The organism is Mycoplasmopsis bovirhinis (assembly GCF_900660515.1).
In the GTDB taxonomy this organism is placed as follows: domain Bacteria; phylum Bacillota_I; class Bacilli_A; order Mycoplasmatales; family Metamycoplasmataceae; genus Mycoplasmopsis; species Mycoplasmopsis bovirhinis.
On record NZ_LR214972.1, the window covers coordinates 414825 to 435107 of the forward strand.

21 protein-coding genes are annotated in these 20283 nt (G+C 28.5%); 14 read left to right on the forward strand and 7 right to left on the reverse strand.

The genetic code is table 4. From position 1 onward, the window contains the following. Positions 1 to 231: 231 nt before the first annotated feature. From EXC44_RS01710 to EXC44_RS01720, 3 genes are all read right to left on the reverse strand, one after another. On the reverse strand, positions 232 to 939 hold the full coding sequence (locus tag EXC44_RS01710; protein WP_129621398.1) for a hypothetical protein: 708 nt from the start codon (positions 937 to 939) through the stop codon (positions 232 to 234). Between the two features lie 81 nt (positions 940 to 1020). Continuing rightward, positions 1021 to 1743 carry a S8 family serine peptidase gene (locus EXC44_RS01715; RefSeq protein ID WP_165001839.1) on the reverse strand — a complete coding sequence of 241 codons (723 nt, stop codon included), beginning with the start codon at positions 1741 to 1743 and terminating at the stop codon, positions 1021 to 1023. A gap of 33 nt (positions 1744 to 1776) precedes the next feature. Beyond that, positions 1777 to 2529, reverse strand: coding sequence for a S8/S53 family peptidase (locus EXC44_RS01720; RefSeq protein WP_129621402.1), 753 nt, complete (start codon positions 2527 to 2529; stop codon positions 1777 to 1779). A gap of 265 nt (positions 2530 to 2794) precedes the next feature. Here EXC44_RS01720 and EXC44_RS01725 point away from each other — a divergent pair, with 265 nt between their 5' ends. The 8 genes from EXC44_RS01725 (at position 2795) to EXC44_RS01760 (ending at position 11420) form a co-directional block, all read left to right on the forward strand. Continuing rightward, the gene (locus EXC44_RS01725) at positions 2795 to 3388 is read left to right on the forward strand and encodes a hypothetical protein (RefSeq protein WP_129621404.1); all 594 of its coding nucleotides are present in this window, start codon (positions 2795 to 2797) and stop codon (positions 3386 to 3388) included. Next, positions 3336 to 3980 (forward strand): IS30 family transposase, encoded by a 645-nt coding sequence (locus EXC44_RS01730; protein WP_165001840.1) that lies wholly within the window; start codon positions 3336 to 3338, stop codon positions 3978 to 3980. The genes EXC44_RS01725 and EXC44_RS01730 overlap by 53 nt, the downstream gene beginning before the upstream one ends. Positions 3981 to 4266: 286 nt before the next feature. Then, positions 4267 to 6084 carry a S8 family serine peptidase gene (locus EXC44_RS01735; protein WP_129621408.1) on the forward strand — a complete coding sequence of 606 codons (1818 nt, stop codon included), beginning with the start codon at positions 4267 to 4269 and terminating at the stop codon, positions 6082 to 6084. Then, complete coding sequence (locus EXC44_RS01740; protein ID WP_129621410.1) at positions 6059 to 6865, forward strand: hypothetical protein; 807 nt, start codon at positions 6059 to 6061, stop codon at positions 6863 to 6865. The genes EXC44_RS01735 and EXC44_RS01740 overlap by 26 nt, the downstream gene beginning before the upstream one ends. A 324-nt stretch (positions 6866 to 7189) precedes the next feature. Beyond that, positions 7190 to 7600, forward strand: coding sequence for a 30S ribosomal protein S12 (gene rpsL / locus EXC44_RS01745; protein WP_099309117.1), 411 nt, complete (start codon positions 7190 to 7192; stop codon positions 7598 to 7600). Between the two features lie 52 nt (positions 7601 to 7652). Continuing rightward, positions 7653 to 8123 carry a 30S ribosomal protein S7 gene (gene rpsG / locus EXC44_RS01750; RefSeq protein ID WP_129621412.1) on the forward strand — a complete coding sequence of 157 codons (471 nt, stop codon included), beginning with the start codon at positions 7653 to 7655 and terminating at the stop codon, positions 8121 to 8123. A 26-nt stretch (positions 8124 to 8149) separates the two neighbouring features. Beyond that, positions 8150 to 10240: an elongation factor G gene (fusA, locus tag EXC44_RS01755; RefSeq protein ID WP_129621414.1), complete on the forward strand. Its 2091-nt coding sequence runs from the start codon at positions 8150 to 8152 to the stop codon at positions 10238 to 10240. Positions 10241 to 10427: 187 nt separating this feature from the next. After that, positions 10428 to 11420 (forward strand): TMEM164 family acyltransferase, encoded by a 993-nt coding sequence (locus EXC44_RS01760; RefSeq protein ID WP_129621416.1) that lies wholly within the window; start codon positions 10428 to 10430, stop codon positions 11418 to 11420. Positions 11421 to 11643: 223 nt separating this feature from the next. On the opposite strand, the gene EXC44_RS01765 is transcribed toward EXC44_RS01760, so the two are convergent. Next, the gene (locus EXC44_RS01765; protein ID WP_129621418.1) at positions 11644 to 12213 is read right to left on the reverse strand and encodes a hypothetical protein; all 570 of its coding nucleotides are present in this window, start codon (positions 12211 to 12213) and stop codon (positions 11644 to 11646) included. A 287-nt stretch (positions 12214 to 12500) separates the two neighbouring features. After that, complete coding sequence (locus tag EXC44_RS01770; protein ID WP_129621421.1) at positions 12501 to 13964, reverse strand: S8 family serine peptidase; 1464 nt, start codon at positions 13962 to 13964, stop codon at positions 12501 to 12503. 176 nt (positions 13965 to 14140) lie between these two features. Between EXC44_RS01770 and EXC44_RS01775 the strand changes: the two genes are divergently transcribed. The 4 genes from EXC44_RS01775 to EXC44_RS01785 all read left to right on the forward strand — a co-directional run bounded on the left by EXC44_RS01775 (position 14141) and on the right by EXC44_RS01785 (position 17416). Next, positions 14141 to 14467 (forward strand): hypothetical protein, encoded by a 327-nt coding sequence (locus EXC44_RS01775; protein ID WP_129621423.1) that lies wholly within the window; start codon positions 14141 to 14143, stop codon positions 14465 to 14467. Between the two features lie 89 nt (positions 14468 to 14556). Continuing rightward, positions 14557 to 15129: a hypothetical protein gene (locus EXC44_RS01780; RefSeq protein ID WP_129621425.1), complete on the forward strand. Its 573-nt coding sequence runs from the start codon at positions 14557 to 14559 to the stop codon at positions 15127 to 15129. A gap of 144 nt (positions 15130 to 15273) precedes the next feature. Further along, a complete protein-coding gene (locus tag EXC44_RS04045) occupies positions 15274 to 15405 on the forward strand; it encodes a hypothetical protein (RefSeq protein WP_268811780.1) in 132 nt (43 codons plus the stop codon). 532 nt (positions 15406 to 15937) lie between these two features. Further along, positions 15938 to 17416, forward strand: coding sequence for a type I restriction-modification system subunit M (locus EXC44_RS01785; RefSeq protein WP_129621426.1), 1479 nt, complete (start codon positions 15938 to 15940; stop codon positions 17414 to 17416). Here the strand turns inward: EXC44_RS01785 and EXC44_RS01790 are convergent. Together EXC44_RS01790 and EXC44_RS01795 are read right to left on the reverse strand one after the other, a co-directional pair. Beyond that, positions 17396 to 17878 carry a restriction endonuclease subunit S gene (locus EXC44_RS01790; protein ID WP_129621428.1) on the reverse strand — a complete coding sequence of 161 codons (483 nt, stop codon included), beginning with the start codon at positions 17876 to 17878 and terminating at the stop codon, positions 17396 to 17398. The genes EXC44_RS01785 and EXC44_RS01790 overlap by 21 nt on opposite strands. Further along, positions 17878 to 18360 (reverse strand): restriction endonuclease subunit S, encoded by a 483-nt coding sequence (locus EXC44_RS01795; RefSeq protein WP_129621430.1) that lies wholly within the window; start codon positions 18358 to 18360, stop codon positions 17878 to 17880. Before EXC44_RS01795 ends, EXC44_RS01790 begins: the two co-directional genes overlap by 1 nt. A gap of 3 nt (positions 18361 to 18363) precedes the next feature. Between EXC44_RS01795 and EXC44_RS01800 the strand changes: the two genes are divergently transcribed. Together EXC44_RS01800 and EXC44_RS01805 are read left to right on the forward strand one after the other, a co-directional pair. Continuing rightward, a complete protein-coding gene (locus EXC44_RS01800; protein WP_129621432.1) occupies positions 18364 to 19407 on the forward strand; it encodes a restriction endonuclease subunit S in 1044 nt (347 codons plus the stop codon). Between the two features lie 31 nt (positions 19408 to 19438). After that, complete coding sequence (locus EXC44_RS01805) at positions 19439 to 20239, forward strand: tyrosine-type recombinase/integrase (protein WP_129621434.1); 801 nt, start codon at positions 19439 to 19441, stop codon at positions 20237 to 20239. The last annotated feature ends 44 nt before the right edge of the window (positions 20240 to 20283 follow it).

The window sequence follows — 20283 nt, forward strand, 5'->3', positions numbered from 1 at the left end:
GAAAATTTAAATATCAATAAATTGGAAATAAAGAATAAATCTTCTATAACAGTCAAAAGTAAGAATTAGAAAAGAATACGTTATTTTATGATAAACCCCATAAGTTAAACCAAGAAAATGGGTAAAACTTATGGGGTTTGCTACAATTTTTCCTATGATATTATGATATACCAAAATATAAATATTTATGTCGGTGGTGTTTATAACATTCAAACCACAAACAAATAATTACTATTTATCAATAGAATATTTCATTTCTATATTTAGTGAGTTATGAGACATATTTCCTAATTTATCAACAACCAAAAAGATACTCTTAAATCAATCTCCTCAGCCAATTGCAGGTAAATTTAACAATTCATCCTGATCCCAGTTAAAAATTCATTTTCTATTATTATCTCTAAATTCCCATTTAATTAACAAATGATTTTTTTCTTTGTTGAGGTTAAATTCTTTGATATTGTATGCTGCACGACGTTTATCAGAGTTGGGGTGAGCAAATTGCACATAATTATTTAGCAAAATTAAACTCTTTGAACTAAAATCAATTTGATTTAAGAATTCACCAAACTGCGAATTTATATCTTTACTATTTCAATGATCAGGTTGGTTTTTTAATAATAAATTAATAAATTCTTCTTTACTATTAATAATAAATGTTGTATCTTTAATATTTGTTGGATCAAAACCATACCAATTTGTTTCATAATCGCGTTTGGTGTAATTAAAGTAAATTGAATACTTTGATACACCTTGTTTGCGACCCCCTTCTTCTTCAGAACCTCTAGGCTCTGGTTGTCTATCTATATCTCTTTCAAATAAATAAGCACCAACACCTTCAAATGTGTAAACATCTTTCTTATCATTCCAAAACTCATGACGGTAAATCTTAGCTAATTCATCTCTTTCCTTCTCTTCTTTTTTATATAATCCAAACATTGTGGCCGAAGTTGCGAATAATAAACAAACTGAAAACAAACAGTATACTTAATGATTTTCTTTGTTGTTTTTTTCATAGTTTTAGTTTTCTACTTTCACATATGTAATAGCTACTTCCACAGGGTTTTTATTTGTAGAATACCTATACGCTTCGAATATATAAAAACCTGAATTTGGAACATTAAATTCGACAACTTCAACATTTTTATTCGAAGAATTAGAAGAAGCAATAATATTACCATTTGAATCTTTAATTCTAAAATCAATATCAGTTTTGTCATTTGAACCATTGTATAAAAATGCTAATGAAGCGCGTATTTTATCGCCTTTAGTTAAGTATACCTGGCGAGTGTTTTTTGATAAATCATTGCTTTTATCAGTTTTAGGCAATATAATTAATGATTGCATAGCTTGTTCTATTTTTTTATACTGAGGTATTCCATATCCTGTTTCTGCAGTGTAAATTGAATTTACACCGGAAGGTTTTCTTGAACCAGTTATAAGTGCAGATTTAAAGATAATTGAATCAGAGCCTTGATCAAAATATGATTTATATTTTTGTTTTAACATTCCAGCAATTGCCGTAACAACGGGTGCCGAAAAACTTGTTCCATTATTATTGTAACCAGCAGTTACTAAATTTCCGTCCTCATCATAATACTGAGTTCTATCAGAGAACCAATAGTTACCTCCTGGAGTGACAACGGAAACGTAATTTAGATCATTACCAATTTGGCTATAATAAGATTTCTTTTCAAGGTTTTCATTAGCAGTTGCACCTACAATAATGCTATTTCTAGACAAGCCATTGCTAAATAATGTTTTTAGGCCGTAATCCTAATAGTTACTTGCGGCAACTATATTTATTAATTCCTTATTATTATAAATTAAATCATCTAAATATTTTGACAGCCAATTATATTTAAGCATTTGAGGGTCCACTTTTCTAAGTTTTTTTATAAACCCTAGTGATCAACTATTATTAACAATATTTGTGTGCCTTAATAGGTAATTCATCTCCCCAGAAATGCCATTTCAATTAATAGCAACTTGAACAGAAACAATTCCCAATGTAGGCATAATTCCTTTTTTACCAGCTATTAATTCAGCAACTTGTGTCGAATGTCGAGTATGTTTTTCATTGAAAAATCATTCATTACGTCACCAAATCCCATTTCCATACTTACGATTTCACTCAAAAGTGGGAAAATGACTTTCTACAACACCAGACTCAAGGACACCAACGCTTAACTTGTTGTTTATAAAACTATTAAAATGCCTAGATCTAGTTTCTTTGTCAAGTCCAACCGAGGCAAATAAATATTCATTAACATTCTCTCTAGATCAATCTGAATTATAGTATCTACTATCATAAATATTTAAATCTTCAAGTGATAACTTATCATTTTGTAACGTTCGAATTTTCACAAAGTCTTCATAGTAAACATTGGTATTAAAGTCATAAATCTTATTAAATTCAATGTTATTTTTAGTTAAAAAATCTGTAGTAAACGTCAATAAACTCTTTGAGTCTACTTCTTTATGTTGTGCAATCGATAGAACTGATGTGTATTCATCATATTTCACCATAAACTCAAAGTTAAACTTTTTTTTAAGTTCATCGTGTAATAAAGTTACTTTTTCATCAGTTATTGAACTAAAAATATCTAGTCTATTAACTCCAAAATTTATATTAGATTGTTCACTATCTGAACCCTGTGTTGATAAAAATTATTAATTAGAAATGTCACATGCAAGTTTTTTGCATGTGACATTGTTTTTGTCTGCCTTGTAATAAAATATAAAATAGTTGTATTAATAAATTTTAAAAAATGAAAGGAAACCTTAAAATTATATGAAAAATTTAGAAAAATATATTTGTGTTTTTGACAAATATCGAAAAGAAAATGAATATCAACATTTTAAAATTGAAGAGAATCACAACACTATTTTGAAAATGCAAGGAGCACTTGAGACGCAACGAAAATTACGAACAAGCCAAATCGATCTAGAACAACTTTATAATATTTTACAAGAACTTTCTGAAGGCTTCTCAATCCAAGAAGTAGCTAAGATTTTTGATAGAGACATTCGAAGCATAAAAAGTAAAATCAAAATTATTACAAATCGCAGACCATTGAGTTTAGATAAACACAATCGCTATGTTTGTCCTAAGTGCTTAAAAAGAGTAATGAGTGTTAAAACTCTTAATTTTGCGAAGCTATACGAACATTTATTAGGCTATTCATTTTCGCGACTCTTTTTTGTAAGTGATGCAATTAAAGAGAAATGAAAGGCCTACAGAAAGTATTGGTATAGTGAACTTAATACATACAATAAAAATATAAATAAAAAAAATTTAGTTCAAAAAGAAGTTAAGAAATCAGTTACATACCTTGTCAATTCTTTTAAAAAAAATATCACCTGATGAATTTGCTCCCTCACCTAGTACAATTTATAAAATAATTAAAAAATACCCTTATTTCCTTGAATTTGACCACATTGTCAAAAAATCTGAAGGAAAATATGGAACACGGAAGCAAAAACAAACCAAACCTAAAACATTAAAATATGCAACAGAAATTTCAAAACGTCCAGATTATATTAATGATCGCTTAGAACATGGTCATTTTGAATTAGACACAGTTATTGGAAAAATCAATGATACATATTGTATTGTAACCATAATTGAGCGGCAAACCAGAATGTCTTATGCTATGCTCTCAAAACGTAACTCCAAAGCTATAAAACAAACTCTTCTCAAACTAATCAAGAAACACAACTTAGACATTAAAACTTTAACAGTTGATAATGGTAGTGAAAATGTCTTATTACACCATGTCATTCCAACTGAAAGATTATTTAAATGCCAACCATATAGTTCATGACAAAAAGGTTCAATAGAAAATATGCACCGCTTAATTAGGTATTACATTCCCAAAGGAAAAAGCTTTGATAAATACTCTCAGCATGGAATTGATTATATGATGGATAAAATAAATAACTACCGACAAGTTGTACGGCAATATAAGATAACCTAAAAATTTTTTAAATCCCCCGCCCTTGATTGCAATCAAGGGGGCCTTACTTTTGAAAAAGTAAGCAAAACCGACGAGAAAACACTAGTGTGTTTTCTGTTTTAGCATACATTTTTTATGTAAAATTTATGTTAAAATTAAAAGACAATTATTTTGTTAATATCTCGCATGTGACTTTTCCAAAAAACAAATTTTTTGCTAACGTATAAATAAATTTATGTTAATATTATTGCGGGAAGCAATTCCAAATTATTATGTAAATATATCTTTTTAAACATTAAGGAGGCCTATGAAGCAAAAAAAACTTAAATATTTATTCTTTTCTATTTTAGCCATGAGTTCTGCTACAACTATGGTTATTATGGGTCAGAATAACAAAACTCTAATAAACAATTTAAATACTTATGAAAATTCAAAATTTTATGAAATTACCAATAACTCAATAATTAGTAATTCTCAAGATGCAATTAATATTCAAAAAGCTGTAGGAGTTAAGCGCTTTGATATTATTTTTAAAGGTTCTACAGATTCAGATCTCAAAGACAAGATTAAAATTATAGCAGAAAAATACTTAAAAACCAAGAAAGAAAATTTAGTTTATATTATTGGTGATTTTTTAAAAACTATTTCTATAGCTATAACTAACTCGCAAGACTATGATAAGTTTAAAGAAGAACTAAATAAATATGGAACTGAAGACGAAGATGTCTCAAGTGTTTTTGGTTTTAAAACCGATTATACTCATGAAGATTTTATTAATAAACGTAAAAATGAAAGTGTAGTTACAACCACATCGATAAATACTGATAACAATCCAAGATTTAATTTAGGAGTTGCTTTTGATTACAGGGGTTCTGACAACTATCATTTGTATAATTTAGTCGGACTTTCAAAAGACATAATTTTCTCACATTTCAAAGAATACGTAAATAAGAACCCAATTAAAGTTGGTATTTTAGAGGCTAAAGGTGTAATTAATAATGATTTATCACCTTTTTACTGGAACAAAAAATATGGAAATGGAGCTCACTGGAGAAATGAATTTTTCTATACAGAATCATATAGCAATCATGCTAATAATGTGGGTGAAATTTTAGTTGGACAAAAGGGAATAAATCCCACTGCTACTTTATGAAGTGTTGAATTAAACACACGTTGAAATGGACTAGCTGGGGAAATGAATTTTTTCCTAGGACAAGGTGTAAAAATAGTAAACAACAGTTGAGGTGTATTTGATCCAAAAAATAATAAGGAAAGTCAAGTATATAATAATGATTCACATTATTTTGATGAATTAATTAAGTCAAACCCAGAACTTGTTAATTTCATATCAGCTGGTAATAATTTTGAAACTTGAAAAAAAGATGGAAAACTTATAGAGGCTTATGAGCCATTAGCAGGCATTGCTTTATCTAAAAATAGTATAGTTATTGGTGCTATTAATAATGACTATTTACAAACTAAAACAAATTATAGTCAAATAGGTAGCGATAAAAATTATATAACCGCCGTTACATCTGGTGGATCTTATAATTTTTCAACTAGAACCGATGATGACTTCTTTTCAGGAAGCGGTACAAGTTTTTCAACTCCAGTCATTACTGCTTTAACATCAATGGTTATACAAAGAAATCCATATTGATTTAATTTAGGGCATGATTCAATAATTGCTAAATCTGCAATAATTTCAGGTTCTGTAAAACCAAGATACACAAATGCTGTTTATACAAATGAAACAGGGTTTGGAATACCTCAGTTTGAATTTGTGGATCAAGCTGTTAAAAATCTTAAATACCATAAAAAAACGGGGCCTAAATTTACTACAAACCATAGCATCTATTTAAATAAAGGAGATACAATTAGAGCAAATATTTCATGATTAGCAGAAGTAAGAAATAAGCAAAATATAGTTGATTTTGATTTAAAAGTTTACGATCCAAGTAATACTTTATTAACATCTTCTATTTTAGGTGAGAGAAACACAGAAACAGTAGAATTTACAGCTCAAAAAAGTGGATATTATAATTTTAATCTTTTAAGATATGATAGCAATGATATAAAAAGGGATTTAGCATTTACTTATGCAATTAAAAGACCAAAAAACTAAATTTAAAAGATTATTTTATTCTTTAATTATTCCTTGTTTTACTCTTATTCCAATATCAGCTATTTCATGTTCTAATTTAACAAGCGACCCTTACTCCTCTGAATCAAAAACTGATGATGGTCAAAGACTTGTGAGATTTCATTATCCTAACAGGTCTGTGCATATAGATAGTGCTTTGTGATCTAGTGTTAATTATGATAGATTAGTCGAAAGTTCATCTTTTGATGACGCTTTTAAAAATGAACATGCAGAAGTTATAAAAAAGCATAATGATGCTTATAATGAATATCATAAACCTATAACAAATTATGACGAAAAAGATAGAGCCCAAAAGAGCGCAAAGTTATCCGAAGCCCGAAAAGAGGTTATTGATAAATGGCAAGAAAAAAATATAAAATTAAATAAAAATAAGATTTTTAGTTTAATTAATTCGGATCATGAGCTAACTTCCGATAAATATAAGGACATTAAAGAAATTTTTAAAAACACCGATTTTAGTAAAAATACTATTTTAGTTGTCAATGGGTTGAACTATCACACTGGAAGCATTAATGAGGTTGTAAAAGGTTCTGGATATTGAATTAAAAAAGTTAATATCCTTGATAGAAACATAAACCTTGAATATAAATTAGTAGAAATTCAAGCAAAAGGATCAGGTAGAGGTGTAGCTAGTCAGGCACTAAGCACAACATCAACAATACACTATATAGTTATTAATAAGTTAGATTCTTTAGATAATTATAATTTTACTTTTAATATCCCCAAAGATAGCAATATCTAATATTTTATAATACTAAAAAGTTAACACTACTACATGTTAACTTTTTATTTGCATTTAAAAAATTGAATAATAAAATTTAGTTACATATTATGTTTTAGTAATATATTTTATATTTATGTTAATTTTTGTTTAGTTTTCATGTAAAAATATTAACACTTAATAACTTTTATGTATATTATGTAGCCATAAAAAATTTTTTTATGATACACTAGGATCAGTTGTTATGGTATAATAAAATCATAATTTTATTTTTGTAATTGTAAAATTATATTTATTTATATTAACAACATTAACAAATTAAAATATATAAAGAAAGGAATCACAATGTCAACAACAAATCAGTTAGTTAATCATGGTCGTGTTTCTAAAACGAAGAAACAAAATGCACCGGCTTTATCGTTAACATATAACTCATTAATTAAAAAAGCTAAAAAAATGGCTTCACCATTTAAGCGTGGTGTATGTACCCGTGTTGCAACAATGACACCTAAAAAACCTAACTCAGCTTTACGTAAATATGCTCGTGTTAGATTATCAAACCAAATGGAAGTTACAGCTTACATTCCAGGAGAAGGACACAACTTACAAGAGCACTCTGTTGTGCTTATTCGTGGTGGTCGTGTTAAAGACTTACCTGGGGTTAGATACCATATCGTACGTGGAACCCAAGATGCAGCTGGTGTTGCAAAACGTAACCAAGGCCGTAGTTTATATGGTACTAAAAAAGCTAAATAATACTTTAAGTATAATTATTAATTAATTTCAATATAAAATCAAGGAGGACAAAATGTCAAGAAAAAAATCAGCACCAATCCGTGAAGTACTTGCAGATCCAGTTTTTAACTCAGTAGTAGTTACAAAATTAATTAACCAAATTATGCTTGACGGAAAAAAATCAATTGCTCAAGATATTTTATATTCAGCATTTGAACTTATTAAAGAAAAAACAAGTAGAGAACCAATGGAAGTGTTTTTAGAAGCAGTTGAAAACATTACTCCACAACTAGAAATTCGTACCAGAAGAATCGGTGGAACAAACTACCAAGTACCTACTGAAGTTCCTGTACGTAGAAAACAAACATTAGCACTTAGATGATTAGTGCAGTATGCAAGATTAAGAAACGAAAAAACAATGGATGTTCGTTTAGCAAATGAAATCATCGATGCATCAAAGAAAACAGGTGGAGCAATTAAAAAACGTGAAGACACCCATAAAATGGCTGAAGCTAACCGTGCATTTGCACACTTCAGATGATAGTCTTTTAGTTAAATTTAATTGATATCATGGCTAGAGATTACGATTTAAAAGATTACCGTAATATTGGTATTATGGCCCACATTGATGCAGGTAAAACTACCACAACAGAAAGAATTTTATTCCATACAGGTAAAATCCATAAAATTGGTGAAACACATGATGGTGTTTCGCAAATGGACTGAATGGAACAAGAAAAAGAAAGAGGTATTACTATTACTTCAGCAGCAACTACTGCTTTTTGAAAAGGTAAAAGAATTAATATTATTGATACCCCTGGACACGTTGATTTCACTGTTGAAGTTGAACGTTCATTACGTGTTTTAGATGGAGCCGTCGCTGTTTTAGATGCTCAATCTGGTGTTGAACCTCAAACCGAAACAGTTTGAAGACAAGCAACTAATTATAAAGTTCCACGTATTGTATACGTAAATAAAATGGATAAAGCAGGAGCTGATTTTGCTGCTTCTGTTGCATCTGTAAAACAAAGATTAGGTGGAAATGCAGTAGCAATTCAATGACCTATTGGAGCTGAATCGGACTTTAAAGGGGTTATTGATTTAGTTACAAGACAATCTTTCACTTATAACGGAGAACCTCAAGAAGAAGAATTCCCAACAGCAATTCCTGCTGACCTAGAAGAAATTGTTGAAATCAAACGTCAAGAATTATTAGAAGCAGTTGCTGCTTTTGATGAAGAATTAATGATGCTTGTTTTAGAAGGACAAGAAGTTGAGGTTGAAGATTTTAAAGTTGCTATTAGAAAAGCAACTTTAACTTCAGAATTTTTCCCAGTAGTTTGTGGAACTTCATTTAAAAACAAAGGTGTTAAGAAAATGATTGATGCTGTTGTTGATTACTTACCTTCACCTTTAGATATTCCTGCAATTAAAGCACATGAAGGAGAAAATGAAATAAGCGTTGAAGCTAGTGATGAAGGAAATTTTGCTGCTTTAGCTTTCAAAGTTATGAATGACCCATTTGTTGGTTCATTAACTTTCTTCCGTGTATACCGTGGAGTATTAAACAAAGGAAGTTATGTATTTAATTCAACTAAAGGTGAAAAAGAACGTATTGGCCGTGTATTACAAATGCATGCTAACAGTAGAGTTGAAATTGATGAGTGTCGTGCTGGAGATATTGCAGCAGCTGTTGGTCTTAAATACACCACAACAGGTGATACGTTAATAGATGAAAAATCACCAAAAATTGTTCTAGAAAGAATGGTATTCCCAGAACCAGTTATTTCACAAGCTTTAGAGCCTGAATCAAAAGCTGCTACTGAAAAACTTTCATTAGGATTACAAAAACTAGCAGCTGAAGATCCAACTTTTAGAACTTATACAGATGAAGAAACAGGTCAAACAATTATTGCTGGTATGGGTGAATTACACCTTGATATTATTGTAGACCGTCTAAAACGTGAATTTGGTGTTCAAGTTAAAGTTGGAGCTCCTCAAGTTTCATACCGTGAAACAATTACTAAAACAGCTGATGTGGAAGGAAAACACATTAAACAATCTGGTGGTAAAGGACAATACGGGCACGTATGACTTAAATTTGAACCTAACCCAGATGGTGGTTTTGAATTTGTGGATAAAATTGTTGGTGGTAAAATCCCTAAAGAATACATTAAATCAATCCAAAAGGGTCTTGAAGAAAAAATGGCAGCTGGTATTTTAGCTGGATATCAAATGATTGATATTAAAGCTACCTTATTTGATGGTTCATACCACGACGTCGACTCTTCAGAAATGGCTTACAAAATAGCTGCTTCTAAAGCTTTAACTAAAGCTAAAGATCAAATTGGAACAGTATTACTTGAACCAATTATGGATGTTTCAGTTGTTGTTCCATCAGATCACATGGGAGATGTAATTGGTGATTTATCACGTCGTAGAGGGCTTGTTAATGACCAAGAACAAAGAAACGATGGAGCTGTTGTTGTTAGAGCACAAGTTCCACTTTCAGAAATGTTTGGTTATTCAACAGAACTTAGATCTATGACTTCAGGTCGTGGAACTTACCAAATGCAATTTGATCACTACGAAAAAACACCTAAAAACATTTCTGACGAAATTATTAAAAGAAGAAACTTACAATCTAAAGACGAAGACTAAAATTCATAAAATATCTTGCTTGCAAGATATTTTTTCTTTCCTTTATTAATGGTTAAAGTTTTTATACTTTTATAGGTATAGATTTGTGAAAAAACTTTAATTATTTTTTTATTTAAATAATGTTTATATAGTATAATAAGGAAAGTTTTAAGCAAAACTTTATTTATCAATATTATGAAAGGAAAAGATGAATTTTTGACATTATAGGCGAAACGTAGTTGATTTTAGTAGTTCAAAACCATTATTTTTATCATTTTTCGTTCTTTCATTATTTGTTATTTTATTTTTATATATTTATCGCAAAAGAGTATATAACTACTTTAACAAAGAAGGAAAGAAGTTTATTTTTAAAACTTTAAGTTTAGAAAATTTATTTGTGGTAATTGGGATATTTACCACAGTATATAACTTAATTCGTTTAGGATTTTTAATTGGGGTTGATTACCCTTATATATGAGAATTATTCCCCCTACATTTGTGTAGATTCTTTAGTTTCAGTATTCCTCTTTTATATATATTTAAAAAAGGACATAAAATTAATATGATAAGTATTTTAGCTGTCTTTGGAGCGATATTTGGATTTTTATTTGCTGATTTAGGGGCTGATCCAGTAGCCACCCAAATTGATAGAGAATACAATAATCTTAAAGAAGGAACAAGGGAATGAAATAATGCTGGTTTTAACTTAGGCTATGACAACGTTTTATTTTGAGATTTTATCTTTGCACATTCATTTGTTTTAATTATGCCAGTATTTACTCATATAGTATATGGTAAAAAAGCAAAAATAAAATTGAGAAATTTTGTACAAGGATCTGTTATGATGCTTGGTATGTTAGTTTTAGTCTTAATTGGCAATGTAGCATTATACAATGGAATTAAGAATTCAAATAATATTGTAAAGATCCAATGAACTTCTAACTGATTCTACTTAGGAGCTAAAGGAATTAATACTTTAGGCAAATTATCTCAATGGCCATTTTCTCCAATTATCTTTGGACTTGCTGGTGTATTAGTTAATATGCTTGGTTATATCTTTTATATTTTTATGTCAAGTATTGACTTTGACTTTAATAAACACTATATACCAAATAAAGTATCACGTAAAAAATTTAAAGCTGTTTGGCATGGACTAAAAACACCTTGGAAAGAAATTTTAAATTTGAAAATTAAGGATTAAAAAGCCATTTGTTATAAAGTCTGACAGAAAAGTTAATATTTTCATGTAAATTCTCTGTCTAGATTTATTATCCAAAAAATCAAGGAATTTGTAAACTGATATTATTATAAAATAATAAGATCAAAATCTTTCTAAAGCACTACTTTTGTTTTGCAAATGGTATGATTGAAAAAAGTAAAGAAAAACAATATTCAGAATTATCTGAATATTGTTTTTCTATTTGCTACCATCGTTTGTTTTTAATATTATAATATACTATTCGTATTCGAAATTTATGTTTAAATCGTCTATATTTTGGATATTTTTTTTTATCAATAATTAAAAAATAAGTTTTAAACCAATCGCCTGCACCAACTGATGTATTTCCTCCTAATTTCATATCTGAATGGAATAAGAAAAATCGATAGCTATTATTAAAATTAAATTTAATGTTAAGTTGGTGTGTTTGTTTATCAAAAGAAAAATTTTTGATATTTAAACCTTTTCCTTTGTTATCTGATACTGAAATTTTTTTATATAAATAATTATTTAAAATTACAATATCTTGGGTATCAAAATTTACTTTTTCTAATAATTCATTATGTTCCTTAATTATCTTTTCTTTATTTTGGTATTTTTTTGGATTGTGTTTTTGTAATAAATGAATAAATTGATCTTGATTTTTTATTAAGTAGCTGGTTACTTTTAAATTATCAGTTTGTCACTTTAGTTTATTTAAATGATCATAATTACTTTTATTAAAATATTTATATGCAATATCACTAGAAAGATAATTAAATTCATTTTCTTGCACATTTTCTTTTCATCTAGAATAACTTTCCTTATCATTATCTAAGATTTTATCTTCATCTATAACAAATAATCTTGGACTTACACCTTCTTTAGTTCAAGCGTTTTTATCATAGTTTCAATACGAGTTTTCAGAAATTAAACGAGATTTTTCAATTGTTTTAACTTCATAAAAGTAAACTCCGAGTAATGATGCAGGTAAAACAACTAGGGGAAAAATAACAAGAGAGTACTTTATAAACTTTTTTTCTTAGTTTTGTTTCACATATGTTATTGCAACTTCTGTGTTTTTTATTCCATTTTATATGGATATGCTTCCAGTGTATAATAACCATCTGATGGAGCAGTAAACTCAATTACTTCAACGTTTCTACTACCAAAATTAGAAATAGCCAATTGATACCAAGACTGGCTTTTGATTTTAAAGTCTATGTCCGTTTTATCTCCTAATCTATCATGTAAAAAAACTAGAGAAGCTCTTATCTTATCACCTTTATTAAAATACACACGTCGAGAATTTAGATAGGGCGGATTATTCTTATTAATATTTTTAATGACAATTAAAGATTGCATTGCTTCTTCAATTTTATTATATTGTGGTATTTCATATCCTGTTTCTGCAGTGTAAATTGAATTTACACCAGCAGGTTTTCTTGATCCTGTTATTAGTGCAGATTTGAAGATGATTGAGTCAGATCCAAGATCAAATTTATGAGGGTATTTTTGTTTTAACATTCCAGCAATTGCCGTTACAACGGGTGCCGAAAAACTTGTTCCATTATTATTGTAACCAGCAGTTACTAAATTTCCGTCCTCATCATAATACTGAGTTCTATCAGAGAACCAATAGTTACCTCCTGGAGTGACAACGGAAACGTAATTTAGATCATTACCAATTTGGCTATAATAAGATTTCTTTTCAAGGTTTTCATTAGCAGTTGCACCTACAATAATGCTATTTCTAGACAAGCCATTGCTAAATAATGTTTTTAGGCCGTAATCATAATAGTTACTTGCGGCAACTATATTTATTAATTCCTTATTATTATAAATTAAATCATCTAAATATTTTGACAGCCAATTATATTTAAGCATTTGAGGGTCCACTTTTCTAAGTTTTTTTATAAACCCTAATGATCAACTATTATTAACAATATTTGTGTGCCTTAATAGGTAATTCATCTCCCCAGAAATGCCATTTCAATTAATAGCAACTTGAACAGAAACAATTCCCAATGTAGGCATAATTCCTTTTTTACCAGCTATTAATTCAGATACTTGTGTCGAATGTCGAGTATGTTTTTCATTGAAAAATCATTCATTACGTCACCAAATCCCATTTCCATACTTACGATTTCACTCAAAAGTGGGAAAATGACTTTCTACAACACCAGGCTCAAGGACACCAACGCTTAACTTGTTGTTTATAAAACTATTAAAATGCCTAGATCTAGTTTCTTTGTCAAGTCCAACCGAGGCAAATAAATATTCATTAACATTCTCTCTAGATCAATCTGAATTATAGTATCTACTATCATAAATATTTAAATCTTCAAGTGATAACTTATCATTTTGTAACGTTCGAATTTTCACAAAGTCTTCATAGTAAACATTGGTATTAAAGTCATAAATCTTATTAAATTCAATGTTATTTTTAGTTAAAAAATCTGTAGTAAACGTCAATAAACTCTTTGAGTCTACTTCTTTATGTTGTGCAATCGATAGAACTGATGTGTATTCATCATATTTCACCATAAACTCAAAGTTAAACTTTTTTTTAAGTTCATCGTGTAATAAAGTTACTTTTTCATCAGTTATTGAACTAAAAATATCTAGTCTATTAACTCCAAAATTTATATTAAATTGTTCACTATCTGAACCCTGTGTTGATAAAAATTATTAATTAGAAATGTCACATGCAAGTTTTTTGCATGTGACATTGTTTTTGTCTGCCTTGTAATAAAATAGTTGTATTAATAAATTTTAAAAAATGAAAGGAAACTTTAAAATTATATGAAAAATTTAGAAAATATATTTGTGTTTTTGACAAATATCGAAAAGAAAATAAATATCAACATTTTAAAATTGAAGAGAATCACAATACTATTTTGAAAATGCAAGGAGCACTTGAGACGCAGCGAAAATTACGAACAAGCCAAATCGATCTAGAACAACTTTATAATATTTTACAAGAACTTTCTGAAGGCTTCTCAATCCAAGAAGTAGCTAAGATTTTGATAGAGACATTCGAAGCATAAAAAGTAAAATCGAAATTATTACAAATCGCAGACCATTGAGTTTAGATAAACACAATCGCTATGTTTGTCCTAAGTGCTTAAAAAGAGTAATGAGCGTTAAAACTCTTAATTTTGCGAAGCTATACGAACATTTATTAGGCTATTCATTTTCGCGACTCTTTTTTGTAAGTGATGCAATTAAAGAGAAATGAAAGGCCTACAGAAAGTATTGGTATAGTGAACTTAATACATACAATAAAAATAGAAATAAAAAGAATTTAGTTCAAAAAGAAGTTAAGAAATCAGTTACATACCTTGTCAATTCTTTTAAAAAAATATCACCTGATGAATTTGCTGCCTCACCTAGTACAATTTATAAAATAATTAAAAAATACCCTTATTTCCTTGAATTTGACCACATTGTCAAAAAATCTGAAGGAAAATATGGAACACGGAAGCAAAAACAAACCAAACCTAAAACATTAAAATATGCAACAGAAATTTCAAAACGTCCAGATTATATTAATGATCGCTTAGAACATGGTCATTTTGAATTAGACACCGTTATTGGAAAAATCAATGATACATATTGTATTGTAACCATAATTGAACGGCAAACCAGAATGTCTTATGCTATGCTCTCAAAACGTAACTCCAAAGCTATAAAACAAACTCTTCTCTAACTAATCAAGAAACACAACTTAAACATTAAAACTTTAACAGTTGATAATGGTAGTGAAAATGTCTTATTACACCATGTCATTCCAACTGAAAGATTATTTAAATGCCAACCATATAGTTCATGACAAAAAGGTTCAATAGAAAATATGCACCGCTTAATTAGGTATTACATTCCCAAAGGAAAAAGCTTTGATAAATACTCTCAGCATGGAATTGATTATATGATGGATAAAATAAATAACTACCGACAAGTTGTACGGCAATATAAGATAACCTAAAAATTTTTTAAATCCCCCGCCCTTGATTGCAATCAAGGGGGCCTTACTTTTGAAAAAGTAAGCAAAACCGACGAGAAAACACTAGTGTGTTTTCTGTTTTAGCATACATTTTTTATGTAAAATTTATGTTAAAATTAAAAGACAATTATTTTGTTAATATCTCGCATGTGACTTTTCCAAAAAACATTTAATAAAATTCTTATTAAATTTTTTTATGTTCATAAACATACTCCTTTTTAAATATTGTTTACATAATCAATAAATTAACTAATTTGCCTTACGAATACATTAGGCAATTTTATTATATCATTTTTTATGATATTTGTGTTTAATTGAATTTAATCTTGTATATGAAATAAAAAAATTTGAAAGATAAATTTAAAGCCCTACAGAATAGATAATGTTTACTAGTTAACTTCTCTGCGAGTTTTAAAAAATTGCTTTTTAATATTAAAAATTAGTTATGTAATATTTAGATAACTTAACTGTTAATGTATAATATATAAAATATTATAAAAGGAGGTAATTTCATATGTCACAAATAATAAACGAAGATATCTTATGGAAAGCAGCAGAAAAACTTAGAGATAAAGTCGATCCTGCTGATTATAAGAATATTGTTTTAGGACTAGTATTTTTAAAATACGTTAGCGATAAATATACCGCAAAATATAATGAATTAATTAAGTATAATGATGGACGCGAAGAAGATGAAGATTATTATACAGCTGAACACGTTTTTATTGTTCCTAAAGAATCATTGTGAACCTATGTAGCTTCACATTCCAAACAAGATAATTTAGGTCAAGTAATTGATAATGCATTTATCTTACTTGAGAAAATTAATAATCAATTAAAGGGTATATTACCAAAAACATATTCAAAAAGCGATTTAGATAAAACTGCTTTGGGTGAATTAGTTGATTTTTTTACTAATAATTTAAATATGGAAGACGCTGATGGTGACTTTTTTGGGCAAGTATATGAATATTATGTTGGTGCTTTTGCTAAATATATTCCAACTAAAGGTGGTGAATTTTTTACCCCTAAATCAGTAGTTCAATTAATGGTTGACATTTTAGAACCTTATAAAGGTAGAGTTTACGATCCTTGTTGTGGCTCAGGTGGAATGTTTGTACAATGTTCTAAGTTTGTTAAAGAACACCAAGGTAAGATTGATAACATTTCAATCTTTGGTCAAGAATCTAATCCTGGAACCTGAAAAATGGCTAAAATGAATTTGGCAATACGAGGCCTTGAAGGAAACCTTGGTGAGCGTAATGGTGATACATTTACTGACGATTTACATAAATCATTACGAGCAGATTATATTATTGCTAATCCACCATACAACTTAAAAGAGTTTTGAAAACCTTCGCTGCAAGGAGATCCACGTTGAGTCTTTGGTAAACCATCTGAAAAAAACGGTAATTATGCTTGATTATCATTAATGTATGCAAAGCTCTCTCCAAAAGGAAAAGCAGCAATCTTAATGCCTAATGGAGCAACAACGTCTAATACCCAAGATGATTATAAAATTCGTAAAGCTATGATTGAATCTGGTAAAATTGATGCAATCTTAGCTTTACCTAATAAATTGTTTGCTAATGTCAGCATTTCAGTGCAATGTTGAATCTTAAATAAAGATAAAACAAATAAAGATATTTTATTTGTTAATGCTGATGAAATGGGTAAACTAATTTCTCGTAAAATTAGAGTATTAGAAGATGACGATATAAACAAAATCCTTAAAGCCTATAAAGACTTTAAGTCTAATACTTTAATAGATCTTCCAGGTTTTTGTAAGAAAGCAACACTGGATGAAATAATTGCCCAGGATTATAGTTTAAATCCTGGGCGATATGTAGGAGCAGATGAATCAAATAAATTATCTCCAGAAGAGATTAAAGAACAGCTAAAAGTTGCATCTGCTGAATTATTAAAACTAATGAAGGAGGGCATGGAACTAGAAGAAAAAGTTAAAGAGATTTTAGAAGAAGAGATTAAATAAGATAGTGTTAACTATGTGAATTTGATTATCAATAGATGGTAGGTCTATTTTTAAGTTTTCAAATGTTTTAATTTGCAAGTGCTTAATAGCAGCACCAGTCCCTTTTGTTTGGAGTGTTTGCCTTAGTTTTAGTAAATAATAAAAAAGATATAAGGGCATTATTTTATCTGAAAGTTTTTCAAAATATATAAAACCAGAATATAGACACATTTGTGATCCAGTAAAAATTGGTATTCCTAGAGTCCCAGAACTTGAAACAACTAAAGTACCCTTAGGGACAAGTTTAGTTTTATTAATACCCTCATGTTTTATAAATTCATGTGTATTATTAACTACTCTATCTCCAAGTTTAAAGTCAGCGATTTTTAACCAAGGGTATCCAGTATTAGAAAGATATTTACTAACAGGGAATGGTTGAGATCCTCTGCTAATTATTGCTAAATCTTTTAATTGATAAATCATTATATACCTCGAATGTTAACTATGTGTTGTTGGGTATTGAAATTTGGTAATTCTATGTTGATGTTTTCTAATATATCTGTAGTTAATTCCTTCATAACAGCACCACTAGATATTGAATTGAAAAATTTGATTTTCGTTGAAAGTCAGTAATACATATATTCATTATTGATTAGTGCTGGATTACATACCAACGATTTAAATCCTTGGCTTGTGCAAAGTTCAACCCCTGCAATAGCTAAATAGCCAATTGATGCTTTTGATGAAAGCAAAACAGTGCCTTTAGGAACTAGTGTAGTTGAACAACTATCATAACCTTCTTTAGTAATTAATTTATTGGATGTATAAATATATTTGCCATTAAATGATGATAAATCTGATGGAGTTATTCAAACAATATTACCATTTCAATATGCTTTATTTTTAGTAGATGGAGTTGAACCATTAATAATTTGTGCAATCTCTTTAATTTTATAAGTTCTCATAATATGAAACTAAAAGAAATATTAGAAATTTGTTATGGAAAAGATCAAAAAAATGTTGAAGTTGATTCAAGTGAAATACCAATTTTAGGGTCTGGAGGAATAATTGGGTATTCTTCTAAATATCTATATGACAAAGAATCAGTATTAATTGGAAGAGTAGGTACAATTGCAACACCTTTTTATATTAATAAACCTTTTTGAACTGTTAATACGTTATTTTATACTAAAATAGATGTTACAAAAGTTATTCCTAGATATTTATATTATTGATTATTAACAAAAAACTTAAATGTTCACAGAGAGGGTTCTGCAGTTCCTAGATTAACAAGAAAAAATCTGAATGAACTGGAATTGGTACTACCGCCCATCAATACCCAACAACACATAGTTAACACTATCGGTAGTGTGGATGATTTGATTGAGAATTATCAAGGAAGAATTAAGATAATATGTAAGATCTTATCAGCATCATTAAAGCAATTTAGAGAAAAAACCTTTATCAAATACTATGATCCACAAATAATAAAATCTGGCATTGATAAATTTGATAATACAAAAATTTATATTGATACTTCGAAAGTGGATGGTATAAATACTATATCAGGTGGTGATTTAATTACATATGAAAATAAACCATCAAGAGCAAATATGAAACCTATCAAAAATAGTGTTTGGTTTGCCAAAATGAAAGATTCAAGTAAAAAAATAATTGTAACAAGTTATGATTTAGATCTTGTTAAAAATACAATTTTTTCAACTGGTTTTTTAGGTATTAGTGAATCTACTAAATTACCAATTTCACTATTATCAGCAATAATTATTTCAGACGATTTTAATACTCAAAGAGATTTAAATTCAGTAGGGACAACTATGGCTGGAATTAATAACGAAACATTCCTAAAAATACTGGTACCAAAATTATATGAAAATCAGATTGAAGAATATGATAAAAAATATAAATCATTTATTTATGAACTATCTTTACTAAGACAAAAAATAAATAAACTCAAACAAATAAAACAACAATTATTAAATAAATATTTTTAAAATTTGGTACCTTCAATAGTGGAGGTACCAAATGAAAGATTTTAAAACGTTTTTACTTCATCAAAATTTATCAAAAAATACAATTGATTCATATCAATTTTCTTTAGATTTGTACTTCAAATATTTTGATGAAATTACTAAACAAAACCTATTAGCTTTTAAAGCTCTTTTAGTTGATAACTATAAAGGAAAAACAGTAAATTTAAGAATTCAAGGTATTAACAAATACCTTGAATATATTAACAAAGAAAAACTAAAACTAAAATTTATTAAATTGCAACAAACAAGTTATCTTGAGAATGTCATTAGTGATGCAGATTATGAATTCTTAAAAAACAAATTACTTAAAGATCAAAATTATGAATGATATTTTATTGTAAGATTTTTAGGAGCAACAGGAGCTAGGGTTTCAGAACTTATCCAATTTAAATATGAACATTTAAAACGAGGTTATATAGATTTATATACTAAATCAGGTAAAATAAGGAGAATTTTTATACCTAAGAAATTACGCATAAAAGCCATTGAGTATTATGATTCAGTTGATAGGGATACTGGTTATTTGTTTCTTAATAAAACAAAGAAACAAATAACCACCAGAGGTCTATCACATCAATTAAAGGTTTTAGCTAAAAAATACAAAATGAATTTAAATGTTGTTTATCCGCATTCATTTCGCCATAGATTTGCAAAAAACTTTTTAGAAAAAAGAAAAGATATATCCTTGCTTGCAGATCTCATGGGACATGAATCAATAGAAACAACAAGGATATATCTGAGAAAAACCAGTGAAGAACAACAAGCTATTGTTGATAAAATTGTTGACTGGTAAATTTAAAAGTATTTATTTAGAAGATTAGCTTTTATTTGTTTTAA